The sequence below is a fragment of the Rhizobium oryzicola genome, from assembly GCF_030504645.1.
GTDB classification, from domain to species: Bacteria; Pseudomonadota; Alphaproteobacteria; order Rhizobiales; family Rhizobiaceae; genus Neorhizobium; species Neorhizobium oryzicola.
In genome coordinates this window covers 75,249-91,286 of record NZ_JAUKWQ010000005.1, presented here as the reverse complement: position 1 = coordinate 91,286, position 16,038 = coordinate 75,249, and the positions used below count along the sequence as shown (strand labels likewise).

Here is a 16,038-nt window from a genome sequence, read left to right as displayed (position 1 = left end):
CTCTGCTTCTGGTCTCCACCCCTGATGAAACAATGAAGCTGACAATGCGCTTAAGGGCAACTGCCGATTTTCATGGAGCTTTTCAGGTGCGTGTCAGGTCAGGGCGCCATTTTACCGTGAAACGCAACGAAGGGAGAACGAGGTTGCGCATTTTCATCTCGCTTTCTGTCGTCCTTATAGTCATTGCAAACCATGCGTTTGCCTCGGAGAAATGCCATGTGCCGGTGGCAGATTGGCAGCCCCGGACGACGTTGCGCATGAAGCTGGAGGGCGAGGGCTGGAAGGTCAGAACCATCCATGCTGAGGATGGCTGCTATGAAGCCTTCGCCGTCAACCCTAACGGTCAAACGGTCGAGGCATCTTTCAACCCGAAGAGCCTCGAGACCGTCGAGGTGCGCGTGCCGCAGTAACGAGGAATGGATTCCGATCAGCTGTGCAGGATGAGGTGCGAAAAGAGCACGTAGAGAACGAGGCATCCCCAGGCACCGAGCAGGCAGAGGACGGCGAAGGAACCAAGATCCTTCGCATGGCGGCCGGTGCTGGATAACTCCGGCGAAATGCGGTCTATGATCTCTTCAATGGCGGTGTTGAGCGCTTCGACCGCGCACAGCATCAGGAAGACGATCACCAGAGCAACAAACTCGCCAAGGCTTGCGTGAACTGTCGCAAAGAGCGCGAGGGAGACCGCCATTGCAGCCAGTTCATGACGAAACGCCGTTTCCCTGACCAGCCTCATAAACCCGCCTAATGAAAATCCCAAAGCGGCCAACAGATGCCGGGGACCGGTGACCTTGCGGAGATCGTGCTCGTTGCCACTCATGATCATCGACCCTTGAGGCAGGCAGTGTAGAGATCGAGGCTCTGGTCGCGCACCTTGGTTTCGACATGCATCATGCCAAGGACGGTGTGGAAAAGATTGTCGTGCGATTGCGCTGCATCCTGCTTTGTCTTCAGGCAGGATAAGTCGATTTCATCGCGAGCGCTGTCGCCGAGCCAAAGCACGAAAGGGATATGCGTCTGCTGCGAAGGCGCAATCAGGTAAGGTGCTCCGTGAAGAAACAAGCCCAGTTCTCCCAAGGATTCGCCATGGTCCGACATGTAGATCATGGCAGTATCCATCACGGCCTCACGTTCGCGCAAGCGGTCTATGACGGTTGCAAGGATATAGTCCGTATAGAGCAGCGAGTTGTCATAGGCATTCATGATTTCATCATGGCTGCACTTGGCGAAGTCCACGGATCTGCAGTCGGGCGTGAAGCGACGGAAGCGTTCGGGGTAACGCTTCGAATAGGCTGGACCGTGACTTCCCAGCTGATGAAGTACCAGGACGCTATCGCCTTTGACATTGTCCAACCAGTGATCCAGGCCATCCAGAAGAATGTCGTCGGTGCACTCGCCCTCTGCACAAAAGCGCGGGTCTTCGCTACGAAACAGCTCCTTGTAAGGCACACGGTCAGCGACAGCTTTGCTGCCGGTATTGTTATCCCACCATTCCACCTTGACGCCGGCATTGGTCAGCACGTCGAGAACATTCTGCGTGGAGAGGCCTTTGCGATGGGTGTACTGCTGGCGTGTGTAGACCGAGAACATGCATGGTACGGAGACGGCCGTTGCAGTGCCGCAGCTGGATGTATTGCTGAAATAGCGGACATCGCGCTTGCTGAGCTCCGGATTCGTCTCCCGGGCATAGCCTCCCAGCTGAAAATTCTCGGCACGTGCCGTTTCGCCCACCACGACAATGCGCACGCGCGGCTTGCGCTGCGGCAGCGGCGTGCCGGAAACTTTTGCATCGGTGCCCAGTGGAGCCGCAACAATGTTGCGCTCCGCCTGTGAACCAATAGCGTAGCGAATTGCGCTGCCGATCGGAACAATCGGGTTCAATGTGGCAAACCAATCCCGATGCTCGCGGATGAGTGAAGAGTAGACCCGTGCATTGGCGAGACCGATGCCCAGGAGAATCAGCACGCAAGGCACGATCACGGCCAGATTGTGCCACAGCTTGCTCCAGAAAGGCCGATGCTCGATCCGCACCACAAGCAGCAGAAGCGATGGCACGATCGCGAACAGAAGCACATGCGCGACAAGCTCGATGTCGACGAAATGTCCGGCTTCCGATGAGGTGGTTTCGACCGCATTACGAACCATTTCAGGATCGATAATGACCCCATAGCTATCCATGAACCACGAAGCGCTGCCCGCCGTCAGGAGCAGGAACAGCAGGAATGGTTTCGTCAGGTAGCGGACGGAGAAGGTCACGCAGAGCGCGATAAAGCCGGCGGCAAGGGCTATGGCGAGCATCGCCAGTGCCGGCTTGTCCTGCCCCAAATATGCGATGCCCTTTGACCAGAAGGTGCCGTTCAAGGCGGCGAGAAGATAGAGTGCAACAACAATACAAACAGTGATGCTGCCGAGCACCGGTTGCCGCAGTCCAAGCCTTTCAAAGATGTTCAATTGCTTTAACGCCTGTCTATCCAGCGGGCTCCGCTGGCCGCCGGCAATTTATCAAGTCCGCTTCGTGCCGATGCTCTAAACGAGACAGAATCGCAGCACTAGTACAAACAGGCTGATGCAGCTAGATCCTGACATCTACCTGAATGAAGCTGAGCCTGCTTCAGCTTGCCGCAGCTGTGAGCAGCGACCGTATGTCCATAAACACATTGAAGCGTCCTTGGGAAGGGAACAGGATTTCCAGCTCACGGTTAGGAAGTCGAACCCGGACCGTGTCAAGCGGACGCGACAGAGATGGAGAACATGGGCATTTTTCCGCTTTCTGCCCATGGCCAACGAAACGGCAGGCGAGCTCCCCACCTGTCCGGTCCGGGATCGCCCACTCAACTTTATTCCGCGGCCTTCGGCGTTTCCGCCTCCAGTTCGTAGGAATATCCTTCGAGCATAGAATAGGCCTGCTCGATCACCTTGATCTCGGCTTCTGCCTTGCCGATAGCATCGGCGATGGCGTCGCAGCGCGCGTTCAACATCCGCCCCAGCACATCGCTTTCAGGGCGGCGCCCTATCCGGTCCATGTGATTGCGGATACGCCCGCGATGGCGCTCCAGTTCAAGGATGTGAAAGCGGGTGTTGACGATCTTGTCGGTCAGGCGCCGGCGCATGGCGGCGACGGGATCGAAACTTCCCGGTTGCCGCTCGTCCAGAATGATCTCGTTGACCAGCGTGTCGAGCATCAACAGACCTTCCAGGTCCTTCGCGTCGGTCAGCTGCGGATCGTAGCCTGTGTCGTCATAGATTTTGCGACGAACCGGATCGAGCAGCAGCTCATAAGACGCAGTCAGGCGCGAAAAGGCGTCGACATCGCCCCCTGCATCCGGATGGGCAGACTTGGCATGTTTGCGATAGGCAGACTTGATCGTTGCCCCATCGGCATCACGCGAGACACCGAGGGTTTTATAGGGATCGATTACGGTTGTGCTTGGCTTTGACGTCTCCAAGGTCACCCCTTCTGCTCTTCTCAAACGTGCGGAAATTATTCCCTTACGCCGCCTTGTGGCGAATTGGGGGCTGCACCCGCATTATCCCCATGCGATCGACTCACCGCCCGCCGCAGGAACAACGGCAACTGTCCCTTGGCAACCGGCGCCATGATGAAGCTTAAGGCGACGAAGGGCAACAGCACCGCGAAACTCATCTTCAGGCTGGAATGCTCGGCAATGAAACCGAGCGCCGGAGGGACGCCGAAATTGGCGATCAGAAGCGTCATGGCAAGTGCTGCGAGATTATCGGACACATTTCCACGGCCACGCTCGACCGTGGTCGCCACGGCAAGCGGGAAGCCAAGCGCGACACCGCAGCCGATCAGGAAGAAGGCAAGGCCTGCCGCAATCGGTTCATGCGCAATCAGAAGCACCAGAATTCCGACGGCGACGGATATTGCGGAACCGCGTACCAATGTTGAGGGGCCGGTCATGCCGCGCAACTTGTCGCCAACCATGCGCGTAAGACCCATGCCAATCGTAAAGACCGCGAAGAGGATGCCTGCCGTCTGCGCATCAACGCGGATGACCTCGCGAAGATAGAAGATACCCCAGTCATAGATCGCTCCCTCGCAGACGCAGACGCCGAAGATCATGATGCAGATCAGGAGGATGATCCGGTCCGGCAGTACGAAGACAGAGCGTCGCTGCGTCTCCTGCACAATGCCCACATCCGCCGGCAGAAGGCGCCAGACCAACACACAAATCCCGATGACCGCCGCCATTGCGCCGGTCTGATGCACGAAGGGCGAGACACCTCGCTCGGCCAGAAAGCCCGATACCAGCGAACCGACGAGAAGCCCGATCGACCAGAAGCCATGGCTGCGGGCAAGGATCTTCAAGCCGGTTTGCCGCTCGATGCCGGTAGAGATCATATTGGCTGCGACATCATGAATGGCGCGGAAAAAGCCGAACAGGACAAAGCAGATAAAGAAGCCTGCATAAGGCAGTATGGACAGAAGCGGCGGAAAGCATGCGGCGATCGAGAGCATGAGCGGCGCAGCGAAGCGCGGCGTCAGTCGGTCGGCGATGCGACCCGCGATCGGCAAAGCAATGATGGTGCCAAGCGGCGAGCCGAGGATGCCAAGACCCAGCATCGCCTTGTCCACTCCCAGTCCCTCCTGAATGGTTGGCATGCGGGTAAAGAGTGAGATGACAAGGATCGCATTGCAAAAGAAAAGCAGCGCGGGGGGCGCAAAGACAGGCATCGGGAATATCCGGGGGAATCGGGGATGCGCATTCGTCGCATTCAACGGGCATGAGAGCAAGCGAAGGAAGACGCTTCTCCATCACGTTTTGCGACATCTCATCGAAGAGAAGTGGGAGAACGGGCCCCTCGCGAAGCGGCCCGCTTCTTGCTAGACTGGCGAGAAAATCGAGGAAGAGACCATGCTGAAGCGTATTGCCTGCATTGCCTTCTGTTCTGTTCTTCTCGCCCACGCCTCAGCGCGCGCTGGCGACCCACTGTCTGAGGCGCAACAGGTCATTTCGGACCAATTGTCGGCCTTGGTGGCAAGAGATGCCACAAAGGCCTATGCCCTCGCCTCACCCGACATCCGCGCAAAATTCCCGGATGAGAACCGCTTTGTCGATATGGTGCGGAAATATTACGGCCCGCTTTCCACCTCATCCAGATACGCCTTCGGGCGCTCCAAACTTCTGACGGACGGCGAAACCGTGCTGCAGGAAGTGACGATCAGCGCCCGTGACGGCAAGGACTGGACGGCCGTCTACGAGCTGAAGCACCAACAGGACGGCAGCTACAAGATCAATGGCGTGCGGATGCTGTCCAAAAGCACCAGCACCGGCATATGAGGCAAATCAGTCGTCGCCGCGCGTCCATGCTTCTTGCGTCTCGGCCATGAAGTCTTCAAAGCGGCCTTCTGCGATTGACTGACGGATGCCCTTCATCAGATCCTGATAGTAGGACAGGTTGTTCCAGGAGAGCAGCATGCCGCCAAGCGCCTCGTTGGAGCGCACGAGGTGATGCAGATATGCACGTGAATAGTCGCGCGCGGCCGGGCAGCTGGACTGCTCATCCAGCGGGCGCTTGTCTTCTGCATGCTTGGCATTGCGGATGTTGACCTTGCCCTTGCGGGTAAAGGCCAGGCCGTGACGGCCTGAGCGCGTCGGCATCACGCAATCGAACATGTCGATGCCGCGGGCGACGGACTTGATGATGTCATCCGGTGTGCCGACGCCCATCAGGTAGCGCGGCTTTTCGGTCGGCAGGACCGGCAGCGTAATGTTGAGCATATCCAGCATCACCTCCTGAGGCTCACCGACAGCCAGACCACCGACCGCGTAACCCTTCAAGTCCAGCTGCTTCAGCCCTTCGGCTGAACGGATGCGCAGATTAGGCTGATCGCCGCCCTGCACGATGCCGAACATGGCCTTGCCCGGCTGATCGCCGAAGGCAACGCGGCAGCGTTCCGCCCAGCGCAGCGACAATTCCATGGCGCGCTCAATCTCCTTCGGCTCGGCCGGGAGTGCCACGCATTCATCGAGCTGCATCTGGATGTCGCTGTCGAGCAGGCCCTGGATCTCGATCGAGCGCTCCGGCGACATGTGATGCGTGCTGCCGTCCACATGGCTCTTGAAGGTCACGCCCTTCTCATCGAGCTTGCGCAGGCCAGACAGAGACATGACCTGGAAGCCGCCGCTATCGGTGAGGATGGGTTCTGGCCAGCGGATCAGTTCGTGCAGACCGCCGAGACGCGCCACACGCTCAGCGCCCGGACGCAGCATAAGGTGATAGGTATTGCCGAGAATGATATCGGCACCCGTATCGCGCACCTGATCCAGATACATGGCCTTGACGGTGCCGACCGTGCCGACCGGCATGAAGGCGGGCGTGCGGATCGTGCCGCGCGGCATGGTGATCTCGCCGAGACGCGCCTTGCCGTCGGTGGCCTTGAGGTTGAAGGTAAAACGTTCGCTCATGGAGTGGTCTTCCGGAACAGCAGGCTGCCATCGCCATAGGAGTAGAAGCGATAGCCCGTCGAAATGGCGTGATCATAAGCCGCGCGCATGGTCTCAAGGCCGGAAAAGGCAGAGACGAGCATGAACAGCGTCGAGCGCGGCAGGTGGAAATTGGTCATGAGAACATCGACCGCCCGGAACCGATAGCCGGGGGTGATGAAGATATCGGTAGCACCCGTCCAGGCATGGATCGTGCCGTCTTCGGCGGCGGCGCTTTCCAGCAGGCGCAGCGAGGTGGTGCCAACGGAGATGATCCGCCCTCCCCGCGCCCGAACCGCGTTCAGCGCCTCGGCCGTCGAAGCAGATACATACCCGATTTCGGAATGCATCTTGTGTTCTGTCGTATCATCCGCCTTCACGGGCAGGAAGGTTCCCGCCCCCACATGCAGCGTCACGAAATGCCGCTCGACACCGGCAGCATCAAGGGCTGCAAAGAGCTCCGGCGTGAAATGCAAGCCCGCTGTGGGCGCAGCAACAGCGCCTTCCTCACGGGCATAGATGGTCTGGTAATCCTTGCTGTCCTGTGCGTCCTCCGCCCGCTTTGCGGCGATGTAGGGCGGCAACGGAATATGGCCCACCGCCATGATCGCCTCATCCAGCGCAGGGCCCGAGAGATCAAAGCGCAGCGTCACCTCGCCGCCCTCGCCCTTGTCCTCGAGCACAGCATCCAAAGCGCCGATGGCACAGGTTTCCGCCGAATGGCCGAAGCGGATGCGATCGCCGATCTTCAGGCGCTTGCCGGGCTTGGCGAAAGCCTTCCAGCAATCGGGGGCGGCGCGCATGTGCAGCGTCGCGGAAACATGGAGATCCGGCGCACCTTCGCGAGAACGCACGCCTTCCAGCTGCGCCGGAATGACCTTGGTGTCGTTGAAGACAAGCGCATCGCCGGGGCGCAGCAGCGAGGGCAGATCGCGCACGATGCGATCCTCAAGCTGATGTTCGCCCTCCGGCTTGACGACGAGCAGCCGGGCGCTGTCACGCGGACTGGCAGGCCGCAATGCAATGTTTTCCTCGGGCAGGTCGAAATCGAAAAGGTCTACGCGCATCTTTGGAGCATATTACCGGATAGTGTTGAGGCGGTCAGATAACCGGGTCCGCCCATAAAGAAAAGCGCTCCGGCCAGGCCGAAGCGCCTTTTGATGTCACACAGGCGTCAATCAGGCCGCGATATCGGCCGCAACCTTCATGGACACGATCGAATCCGGGTCAGCGACAGGCTCGCCCTTCTTGACCTGGTCAATGACTTCCATGCCTTCGATGACCTGGCCCCAGACCGTGTACTGCTTGTTCAGCCACGGAGCATCCGTGAAGCAGATGAAGAACTGCGAGTTGGCCGAGTTCGGGTTCTGCGAACGGGCCATGGAGCAGGTGCCGCGCACGTGCGGAACCGCGGAGAATTCAGCCTTCAGGTCCGGCTTGGAAGAGCCGCCCATGCCGGCACGACCCGGGCTGAAGGTCTCAGAACCTTTCTTGCCGTACTGAACGTCGCCGGTCTGTGCCATGAAGTCGGCGATGACGCGGTGGAAGACAACGCCGTCATAGGCGCCTTCGCGCGTCAATTCCTTGATGCGAGCCACGTGACCGGGAGCGAGATCCGGCATCAGGGCGATCACGACCTTGCCCTTCGTGGTTTCCATGACGATGGTGTTTTCCGGATCCTTGATCTCGGCCATAGGTACTCTCCTTGGGTTTGAACTTTATCGTCCGATTACTTGCCGACCGTAACCTTGACCATGCGATCGGGATCGGTGACTTCGCCGTTACCGCCCTGCCCGCGCTTGATCTTGTCCACGAATTCCATGCCGGACACGACCTTGCCAACAACCGTATACTGACCGTTCAGGAACGGACCATCGGCAAACATGATGAAGAACTGTGAATTTGCGGAATTCGGATCCTGCGAACGCGCCATGCCGACGGTGCCGCGCGTAAACGGAACCTTGGAAAACTCGGCCGGGATGTTCGGCAGGTCGGAGCCGCCCATGCCTGCACGGCGCGGATCGAAGCCCTTGGTCATGTTGCCGAACTGCACATCGCCGGTCTGCGCCATGAAGCCGTTGATGACGCGGTGAAACGCCACATTGTCATACTTGCCGTCGGCCGCGAGCTTCTTGATCTGTGCCACATGCTTGGGCGCCACATCCGGCATCAACTGGATGACAACAGGACCGTCCTTGAGCTGGATCTTCAGGAACTCATCCGCCGCGGACGCGACCGATGCGGCCAGAGAGGCGGCAGCCAGAACGCCTGCAAAGGCAAGGGAGAGAAGCTTCATCGGGAAAACTCCGTTTTTCGAAAACTGCGTGTCAGCGGTTCAGTTTCTTGGTCAGCGCATCGAGAACCGCTGCGGGCACGAAGGCGCGGACGTCACCGCCCATAGCCGCGATCTGACGAACCAATGTGGCCGTAATGGGCCGTGAGGCAACCCCGGACGGCAGGAATACTGTCTGAATGTCCGGCGCCATCTGCGCATTCATGCCGGCCATCTGCATTTCGTAATCGAGATCGGTTCCGTCGCGCAGCCCGCGGATCAGCAGCTTTGCTGCATGCGCTCGCGCGGCGTTGATGACAAGGCCTTCGAAGGCGACGACGTCCAAGGCATCGCGTCGCTTTGGCAGCACTTCCGCCAGAGATTGGCGGATCAGATCCGCGCGTTCATCAAAGCTGAACATGGGCGTCTTGCCCGGATTGATGCCGATGCCAACGACCACACGCTCGGCCACATTCAAAGCCTGGATCAGCACATCCAGATGGCCATTGGTGAGTGGATCGAAAGAGCCGGGATAAAAGGCGGTCGTCATCAAGCCTCGCGTCGCGATTTTCCCGCCTTGTGTCATGGACGGTGGCAAAGCGCAAGGTTTGGCCTCGCCACAGCTATGAACCGATTATGAACGCTGCGTTCAAGGGCGTTTCAGACGCGATGATGTTTAATCTCACCATCCGATGAGAAGTAGATGTGTACATCGGACGTCGAGGGAAACATGCTGGTCCTGCTGATCCTCATAGCTGCTGCGATGTCACTGGTCGTTGAAGCACTATTCATGCAGGAAGCCGAAGACTGAAGTCTTAACGAATCCTGAACGCCAGATGAACGGCGCTTTCAGGGACGCTTCAGAGGACGGGCAGTAGTTTCCGCTCAATTCAATGCGGAACCCGTGCGCGCCATGCGCGTTATGGAAAGTGAAAAGGAAGTCGGAGATGTTCGCCAATCGGAAAACGGTCATGCCGGATACCATCACTATGATCAACCTGGTGTGGACTGCCATGATCGCGGTCATGATGACTGCAACGATCACGCTTTACCAAGGCAAATCCGATCTGAAGCCAATCAACTACTCTCAGATGTCTGGCCACATTGTGGAGCAGCCTTACTACTGAGAGATCTAATCTCAACGAGATGAGGTCCCGCCATGTATGTTGCCATGATTATGCTTTCCGGTTTGATTAGCACAATGTTCGTGGCATCGGTGGCGTCGACCATCAGCGAGCTGAGGCGTGAGCAGGAAGGCCTGCGCGAATTCGCGCGCCGCCACAGCGCTTTCTGAACGAACATGAACAAACTGAAGTGTGCGGCCTTAGTAAATATTGTTGCCAAGCTCGTTCGGTGAGCCAACGGTTATTCAGCTCATAAAGTTTTGTAGAGAAGTCGGCACGGTAGAACGCTTTGCCGACTTTTTCTTTGCTGAACCGTCAGATCGACAGCACAGCTATCATTATTGAGCGGTCCCGTGATTGTCGGAAACGACGATCAACGGGGTTGTGCCGCGTTCGCGGTACAGCCTGACGCAATTTCGCCCGGAGGCCTTTGCCTCGTAAAGCGCAGCGTCAGCATTTCGCACCGCAACGGACAGTTCACCGGCAGCCTGGAAGGTCGCCACGCCAAAACTGGCGGTCATGCGGAAGCTCGACGGCATGCCTGGCAAAACCTGCATTGCGAAGGAACCACGCACCGCCTGTGCAAACATGAGCGCAGCATCTGCCGGAACACCTGGCAACAGGACGCAGAATTCTTCCCCACCCAGACGACCAACCACGGCATTTTCGGGTGCGCTTGCCTTCAGGAGATCAGCAAAGGCCCGGATGACGCAGTCGCCGGAATAATGGCCGTAAGTATCGTTTATCTTCTTGAAGTGATCGAGGTCGCACAGGATCAGTGCATGCGGTCCGGGTAGCCGCCGCAGCCGCATATCACAATGATTGTCGAAGCCGCGGCGATTGAGAACCTCGGACAGCGCATCCACTTCCGAATTGCTGCGCTCCTGTGCCATGATTTCGAGAACGAAAACGGACAGCAGCATCAGGCCGACCAGAACGACAAATACGCCCGTCGAGCTCTGGGACACCAGAGCATAATAGGAATGAACATAATCCTTGGCTGTGGCACCAGCACCCAGCAACACAGCGGCGGCGGCCTTTGCGATGAACATAAAGCCCGTCATAAACAGAAGACATGCAATGGCGCGATCGATCGGCGCACGACGCGACGACCGCAACACCGCGGTTGCACTAAAGAAAATGGCCAGAGCAAACGGTGTCTGATAGCTGAACGAATGAACCCAGGTACCACGCGGCAACTCATAGACAATCAGATCAAGCACCAATGCGATGCCGTAAAACACGATCAACGGCGCGGGGCTGGCCGGGACGCCGTATAGACGACCAATGCCGATCCGGATCAGCAAAAGACCGGCGAGAACAGTGGCAAAAGCCGTCAGCGCAAAAAATTTCACGAATTCGGTGTGAGCAACGAGCAATTCAGAAATGGTCGAGAACGAAGCGATTGCATAGGCCGCCGCAATCCAGCGGGCAGCAATGCGAGAACGACTGCGGGTCGAAACGATCAGAAAGACGACTGCAAACGACAAGCCGATCAGGAAATTGACCACCAGGAAAAAGTCCGCTCCATTCATCCCGGTGTCCTTAAACGTATCCCAATCGCAGCATCGGCATTTCACTCCTCAGGTCAGACCCCATCAGGTTCCTGGCATTGCACCAATGCTCTTTTCTTAAAACATAAGAATGTATCACAGATAAAGCAGACATGTGGGTGCTTGCAATTGCGAACTTGCTTCCTTTCGGTGGCAACGTCGCTGCAGATTGAAGCCGCCATTTGCGCCCATGCTACGCAAATCTTCCTTATCGAGCGCGGCGGAATCCCACAAACTCTAGAAGGAGTAAAAGAATGAAGTGTTAATTGGCGGCTGCATGTGCCGCCACCAGCCTTCCTCGCTCCAAGGGACTGAGCAAACGACGTCACTTTAGGCGTGATTATGCTGCAAAACAGTGGTAGAGGCGCCGCATCATCTTCCTACCCGAACAGAGATCAGGTCCATGTCCAGGTTCAAGTCCGACTTCCTCCGCACGCTCGATGAACGCGGCTTCATCCATCAGGTTTCCGATGAAACGGGCCTGGATGAACTGCTGACCAAGGAAAGCGTGACGGCCTATATCGGTTATGATCCAACGGCATCCAGCCTGCATGTCGGCCATCTGATGCAGATCATGATGCTGCATTGGTTCCAGCAGACGGGTCATCAGCCGATTTCGCTGATGGGCGGCGGAACGGGCATGGTCGGCGACCCCTCCTTCAAGGAGGAGGCGCGCAAGCTGATGACGCTTGAGACGATCGAGGAAAACATCGCGTCGATCAAGCGCTGCTTCTCGCATTACCTTGATTACGACAAGGGGCCCAAGGGCGGCGCCCTGATGCTGAATAATGCCGAGTGGCTGCGCTCCCTCAACTACCTGGAATTCCTGCGGGATGTCGGCCGCTTCTTCTCGGTCAACCGCATGCTCTCCTTCGATAGCGTGAAGACGCGCCTCGACCGCGAGCAGTCGCTCTCCTTCCTGGAATTCAATTACATGATCCTCCAGGCCTACGACTTCGTCGAGCTGAACAAGCGCTACGGCTGCCGCCTGCAAATGGGCGGTTCTGACCAGTGGGGCAATATCGTCAACGGCATTGATCTCGGTCACCGCATGGATACGCCGCAGCTCTACGCTTTGACCGCGCCGCTGCTGACCACATCGTCCGGCCAGAAGATGGGCAAGTCTGCCTCTGGAGCGGTCTGGCTGAACGCCGAGCTGCTGCCGGTCTACGACTTCTGGCAATATTGGCGCAACACCGAAGACGCGGACGTCGTTCGCTTCCTGAAGCTCTTCACAACGTTGCCGCTGGATGAGATCGCTAAGCTTGCGGCTCTCGGCGGCTCCGAGATCAACGAGGCCAAGAAGATCCTTGCGACAGAGGTCACCGCGATCCTGCATGGCCGTGCTGCTGCCGAAGAAGCCGCAGAAACCGCCCGCAAGACCTTCGAAGAGGGTGCACTGGCGGATAACCTGCCGTCGATCGACGTAGCGAAGTCCGAGCTCGAGGTCGGCATCGGCTTGCTGTCGCTGATCGTCAAGGCCGGCCTCGCGGCCTCCAACGGTGAAGCCCGCAGGCATGTCCAGGGCGGCGCCGTGAAGATCAACGACCAGTCCGTGGCTGACGAGCGTGCGGTAATCGGCGCGGGCGAACTGACGGCTGATGGCGTGATCAAGCTGTCGCTGGGCAAGAAGAAGCACATTCTGGTTCGCCCGGCCTGAAACAGTATGGGCAAAAGCGTAGGTCGCTTTTGCCCAACACTTCAACAGACTGCCTGACGCAACCCACCCAAAGGAAAAGCCCGGAGCGATGGACAATCGCTCCGGGCTTTGTGTTATGCGCTTCGCTTTATTCGCTGGCGCCGTCGGATCCTTCTGCACCACCAGGTGCTTCCGTGATGTCACCCGCTTCGGCAACAATCTCCTCTGGCAGATCGCCAGCCTCATCGTCACCCTCAGGCTCGCTGATGCGCTCGACGGACACGACCTTTTCGTCCTTCGCAGTCGAGAAGATCGTCACGCCCTTGGTGGCGCGGCTGGCGATGCGGATACCATCGACGGGCACACGGATCAACTGACCACCGTTGGAGACAAGCATCAGTTGGTTCTTGTCCTCGACCGGGAAGGCCGCGACCAGCTCGCCAATCTCATTGGTCTTCGATGTATCGGTGGCGCGGATACCCTTGCCACCTCGGCCCGACGTGCGGAAATCGTAGGAGGAAGAGCGCTTGCCGAACCCACGTTCCGACACGGTCAGAACGAACTGCTCATGCGCCTTCAGGTATTCGTAGCGCTCGTCGCTGAGCTGACCTTCTTCCGTCACTTCTTCGCCGACGAGAGCGATGTCTTCTTCATCAACACCGGCAGCACGCCGTTCCGCTGCGGAGCGCTTCAGATAAGCAGCACGCTCCCACGGTTCTGCATCGACATGGCCAACGATGGTCATGGAGATCAGGCGATCACCGTCTGCGAGCGTGATGCCGCGCACGCCGATCGAATTACGACCGGCAAACACTCGCACATCATCGACGGGGAAGCGGATGCACTGGCCGAGCGCCGTCGTCAGAAGGACATCGTCGCCCGGCAGATTGAGGTCCGGATTCGGCGGCAGGCAGGTTTCGACGGAGAGGATTTCGTCACCCTCCTCTTCCAGCTTCATCGCGATCTTGCCATTGCGGTTGACCTGAACGAAGTCGGACAGCTTGTTGCGGCGCACGGTGCCGCGCGTCGTGGAGAACATGACGTCCAGGTTCTCCCAGCTCGCTTCGTCCTCGGGCAGTGGCATGATCGTGGTGATGCGCTCGCCGGGCTCCAGCGGCAGCATGTTGATCAACGCCTTGCCACGCGAGGTCGGCGTGCCGATCGGCAGGCGCCAGACCTTTTCCTTGTAGACGATACCGCGTGACGAGAAGAACAGAACCGGCGTATGCGTGTTGGCAACAAATAGCCGGGTAACGAAATCCTCGTCACGCGTCTGCATGCCCGAACGGCCCTTGCCGCCACGGCGCTGCGCGCGGTAGGTCGTCAGCGGAACGCGCTTGATGTAGCCGAGATGCGAGACGGTCACGACCATGTCCTCACGGGCGATGAGATCCTCATCGTCCATGTCAGGACCGCCTTCCATGATCTCGGTGCGGCGGGGTGTGCCGAACTCATCACGGATTGCGCCAAGCTCGTCCTTGACGATCTGCTGGATGCGCAGACGCGACGACAGGATGTCGAGATAATCGCTGATTTCAGCGCCTATCTTATTGAGTTCATCGGCAATTTCGTCACGACCAAGTGCGGTGAGGCGGGCCAGACGAAGCTCGAGGATAGCACGGGCCTGCTCTTCCGAGAGGTTATAGGTGCCGTCCTCATTGATCTTGTGGCGAGGGTCGTCGATCAAGCGGATCAGCGGCTCCACGTCATGTGCCGGCCAACGGCGCTCCATCAACTGCTCGCGGGCCGTCTGCGGATCCGGCGCGCGACGGATGAGGTTGATCACCTCATCGATATTGGCGACCGAGATAGCAAGGCCGACCAAGACATGCGCGCGCTCGCGCGCCTTGCGCAGCAGGTACTTCGTTCGCCGGCTAACGACCTCTTCACGGAAGGTCACGAAGGCCTTCAGCATGTCGATCAGGGTCAACTGCTCGGGCTTGCCGCCATTCAGCGCGACCATATTGGCGCCAAAGGAGCTCTGCAGCGGGGTATAGCGATAGAGCTGGTTGAGGATCACTTCCGCATTGGCATCGCGCTTCAGCTCGATGACGACACGATAGCCCTGACGGTCGGACTCGTCGCGCAGGTCGGAGATGCCCTCGATCCGCTTTTCGCGCACGAGTTCGGCGATCTTCTCAATCATCGCCGCCTTGTTCACCTGATAGGGAACTTCGGTGATGATGATCTGTTCGCGGTCGCCACGCATAGCTTCTACGGTGGCGCGGCCGCGCATGATGATGGAGCCACGGCCTGTTTCATAGGCGGAGCGGATGCCGGAGCGGCCGAGGATCAGCGCGCCGGTCGGGAAATCCGGGCCAGGAATGATACGCATGAGTTCCGGCAGTTCGATTGCCGGATTTTCCATCAGCGCGATACAGCCGTCGATCACTTCGCTGAGATTATGCGGCGGAATGTTGGTGGCCATGCCAACTGCGATGCCGCCTGCCCCGTTGACCAGCAGGTTCGGGAACTTGGCAGGCACCACGACCGGTTCCGACATGGTGCCGTCGTAGTTGTCGCGGAAATCGACTGTCTCCTTGTCGAGATCGTCCAACAGGGTCTGCGTCACCTTCTGCAGGCGGCATTCTGTGTAGCGCTGTGCGGCCGGCGGATCGCCATCGATGGAACCGAAATTGCCCTGACCATCGATCAGCGGCATGCGCAGCGACCAGTCCTGCGCCATGCGCGCCAAGGCGTCATAGATCGCGGCGTCGCCGTGTGGGTGATATTTACCCATCACGTCACCGGTCACGCGGGCGCTCTTGACGTATTTCTTGTTCCAGTCGAGGCCGAGTTCGTTCATGCCGTAAAGGATACGGCGATGCACCGGCTTCAGGCCGTCGCGCACGTCAGGGAGAGCGCGGCTCACGATCACGCTCATCGCGTAATCGAGGTAGGAGCGCTGCATCTCCTCCATGATGGAAATAGGTTCGATGCCGGGAGGCAGCTTACCGCCGCCGGGTGTGCTCTGTTCAGTCAAAACGGGTCACGATCTCTG

The 16,038-nt window shown here is 58.6% G+C and carries 16 protein-coding genes; 5 read left to right on the top strand and 11 right to left on the bottom strand.

All coding sequences use genetic code 11. The annotated features are described in order from the left end of the window. The first annotated feature begins 32 nt into the window (after positions 1-32). A complete protein-coding gene (locus tag Q2T52_RS16415; RefSeq protein ID WP_302077874.1) occupies positions 33-410 on the top strand; it encodes a PepSY domain-containing protein in 378 nt (125 codons plus the stop codon). A gap of 17 nt (positions 411-427) precedes the next feature. Here Q2T52_RS16415 and Q2T52_RS16410 read toward each other — a convergent pair whose 3' ends face one another. From Q2T52_RS16410 to Q2T52_RS16395, 4 genes are all read right to left on the bottom strand, one after another. Then, positions 428-820 carry a diacylglycerol kinase gene (locus tag Q2T52_RS16410; protein ID WP_302077873.1) on the bottom strand — a complete coding sequence of 131 codons (393 nt, stop codon included), beginning with the start codon at positions 818-820 and terminating at the stop codon, positions 428-430. A 2-nt stretch (positions 821-822) separates the two neighbouring features. Then, positions 823-2,451 (bottom strand): phosphoethanolamine transferase, encoded by a 1,629-nt coding sequence (locus Q2T52_RS16405; RefSeq protein WP_367187330.1) that lies wholly within the window; start codon positions 2,449-2,451, stop codon positions 823-825. Between the two features lie 386 nt (positions 2,452-2,837). After that, the gene (locus Q2T52_RS16400; protein ID WP_302078154.1) at positions 2,838-3,446 is read right to left on the bottom strand and encodes a J domain-containing protein; all 609 of its coding nucleotides are present in this window, start codon (positions 3,444-3,446) and stop codon (positions 2,838-2,840) included. A gap of 35 nt (positions 3,447-3,481) precedes the next feature. Further along, positions 3,482-4,696: an MFS transporter gene (locus tag Q2T52_RS16395; protein ID WP_302077872.1), complete on the bottom strand. Its 1,215-nt coding sequence runs from the start codon at positions 4,694-4,696 to the stop codon at positions 3,482-3,484. Between the two features lie 181 nt (positions 4,697-4,877). On the opposite strand from Q2T52_RS16395, the gene Q2T52_RS16390 reads away from it, so the two are divergent. Further along, positions 4,878-5,303, top strand: a complete 426-nt coding sequence (locus Q2T52_RS16390) for a DUF4864 domain-containing protein (protein ID WP_302077871.1) — start codon at positions 4,878-4,880, stop codon at positions 5,301-5,303. A 6-nt stretch (positions 5,304-5,309) separates the two neighbouring features. Here the strand turns inward: Q2T52_RS16390 and tgt are convergent, their stop codons facing one another. The 5 genes from tgt to coaD all read right to left on the bottom strand — a co-directional run bounded on the left by tgt (position 5,310) and on the right by coaD (position 9,271). Further along, entirely contained in the window at positions 5,310-6,431 is a 1,122-nt protein-coding gene (gene tgt, locus Q2T52_RS16385; protein WP_302077870.1) for a tRNA guanosine(34) transglycosylase Tgt, read from the bottom strand. Continuing rightward, positions 6,428-7,516 (bottom strand): tRNA preQ1(34) S-adenosylmethionine ribosyltransferase-isomerase QueA, encoded by a 1,089-nt coding sequence (queA, locus tag Q2T52_RS16380; protein ID WP_302077869.1) that lies wholly within the window; start codon positions 7,514-7,516, stop codon positions 6,428-6,430. Before queA ends, tgt begins: the two co-directional genes overlap by 4 nt. Positions 7,517-7,627: 111 nt before the next feature. Then, positions 7,628-8,143: a peptidylprolyl isomerase gene (locus Q2T52_RS16375; protein ID WP_302077868.1), complete on the bottom strand. Its 516-nt coding sequence runs from the start codon at positions 8,141-8,143 to the stop codon at positions 7,628-7,630. Positions 8,144-8,178: 35 nt separating this feature from the next. Next, positions 8,179-8,745 carry a peptidylprolyl isomerase gene (locus Q2T52_RS16370; RefSeq protein ID WP_302077867.1) on the bottom strand — a complete coding sequence of 189 codons (567 nt, stop codon included), beginning with the start codon at positions 8,743-8,745 and terminating at the stop codon, positions 8,179-8,181. 31 nt (positions 8,746-8,776) lie between these two features. Continuing rightward, entirely contained in the window at positions 8,777-9,271 is a 495-nt protein-coding gene (gene coaD / locus Q2T52_RS16365) for a pantetheine-phosphate adenylyltransferase (RefSeq protein WP_302077866.1), read from the bottom strand. A gap of 397 nt (positions 9,272-9,668) precedes the next feature. Between coaD and Q2T52_RS16360 the strand changes: the two genes are divergently transcribed. Together Q2T52_RS16360 and Q2T52_RS16355 are read left to right on the top strand one after the other, a co-directional pair. Beyond that, positions 9,669-9,848, top strand: coding sequence for a hypothetical protein (locus Q2T52_RS16360; protein WP_302077865.1), 180 nt, complete (start codon positions 9,669-9,671; stop codon positions 9,846-9,848). 32 nt (positions 9,849-9,880) lie between these two features. Beyond that, positions 9,881-10,015 carry a hypothetical protein gene (locus Q2T52_RS16355; protein WP_302077864.1) on the top strand — a complete coding sequence of 45 codons (135 nt, stop codon included), beginning with the start codon at positions 9,881-9,883 and terminating at the stop codon, positions 10,013-10,015. Positions 10,016-10,183: 168 nt separating this feature from the next. Here the strand turns inward: Q2T52_RS16355 and Q2T52_RS16350 are convergent, their stop codons facing one another. Beyond that, on the bottom strand, positions 10,184-11,380 hold the full coding sequence (locus Q2T52_RS16350) for a GGDEF domain-containing protein (protein ID WP_302077863.1): 1,197 nt from the start codon (positions 11,378-11,380) through the stop codon (positions 10,184-10,186). Between the two features lie 421 nt (positions 11,381-11,801). Between Q2T52_RS16350 and tyrS the strand changes: the two genes are divergently transcribed. After that, positions 11,802-13,058, top strand: coding sequence for a tyrosine--tRNA ligase (gene tyrS / locus Q2T52_RS16345; protein ID WP_302077862.1), 1,257 nt, complete (start codon positions 11,802-11,804; stop codon positions 13,056-13,058). A gap of 127 nt (positions 13,059-13,185) precedes the next feature. Here tyrS and gyrA read toward each other — a convergent pair whose 3' ends face one another. Continuing rightward, positions 13,186-16,020, bottom strand: a complete 2,835-nt coding sequence (gyrA, locus tag Q2T52_RS16340; protein ID WP_302077861.1) for a DNA gyrase subunit A — start codon at positions 16,018-16,020, stop codon at positions 13,186-13,188. Between the last annotated feature and the right edge of the window lie 18 nt (positions 16,021-16,038).

Excerpts from the sequence above, each read along its gene's own strand:
- Q2T52_RS16375 (WP_302077868.1), bottom strand. The coding sequence starts at position 8,143 with ATGGCCGAGATCAAGGATCCGGAAAACACCATCGTCATGGAAACCACG.
- tyrS (WP_302077862.1), top strand. The coding sequence starts at position 11,802 with ATGTCCAGGTTCAAGTCCGACTTCCTCCGCACGCTCGATGAACGCGGC.
- Q2T52_RS16390 (WP_302077871.1), top strand. The coding sequence starts at position 4,878 with ATGCTGAAGCGTATTGCCTGCATTGCCTTCTGTTCTGTTCTTCTCGCC.
- tgt (WP_302077870.1), bottom strand. The coding sequence starts at position 6,431 with ATGAGCGAACGTTTTACCTTCAACCTCAAGGCCACCGACGGCAAGGCG.
- Q2T52_RS16350 (WP_302077863.1), bottom strand. The coding sequence starts at position 11,380 with ATGAATGGAGCGGACTTTTTCCTGGTGGTCAATTTCCTGATCGGCTTG.
- Q2T52_RS16395 (WP_302077872.1), bottom strand. The coding sequence starts at position 4,696 with ATGCCTGTCTTTGCGCCCCCCGCGCTGCTTTTCTTTTGCAATGCGATC.
- Q2T52_RS16415 (WP_302077874.1), top strand. The coding sequence starts at position 33 with ATGAAGCTGACAATGCGCTTAAGGGCAACTGCCGATTTTCATGGAGCT.
- Q2T52_RS16410 (WP_302077873.1), bottom strand. The coding sequence starts at position 820 with ATGAGTGGCAACGAGCACGATCTCCGCAAGGTCACCGGTCCCCGGCAT.
- Q2T52_RS16355 (WP_302077864.1), top strand. The coding sequence starts at position 9,881 with ATGTATGTTGCCATGATTATGCTTTCCGGTTTGATTAGCACAATGTTC.
- coaD (WP_302077866.1), bottom strand. The coding sequence starts at position 9,271 with ATGACGACCGCCTTTTATCCCGGCTCTTTCGATCCACTCACCAATGGC.
- Q2T52_RS16360 (WP_302077865.1), top strand. The coding sequence starts at position 9,669 with ATGTTCGCCAATCGGAAAACGGTCATGCCGGATACCATCACTATGATC.
- Q2T52_RS16370 (WP_302077867.1), bottom strand. The coding sequence starts at position 8,745 with ATGAAGCTTCTCTCCCTTGCCTTTGCAGGCGTTCTGGCTGCCGCCTCT.
- queA (WP_302077869.1), bottom strand. The coding sequence starts at position 7,516 with ATGCGCGTAGACCTTTTCGATTTCGACCTGCCCGAGGAAAACATTGCA.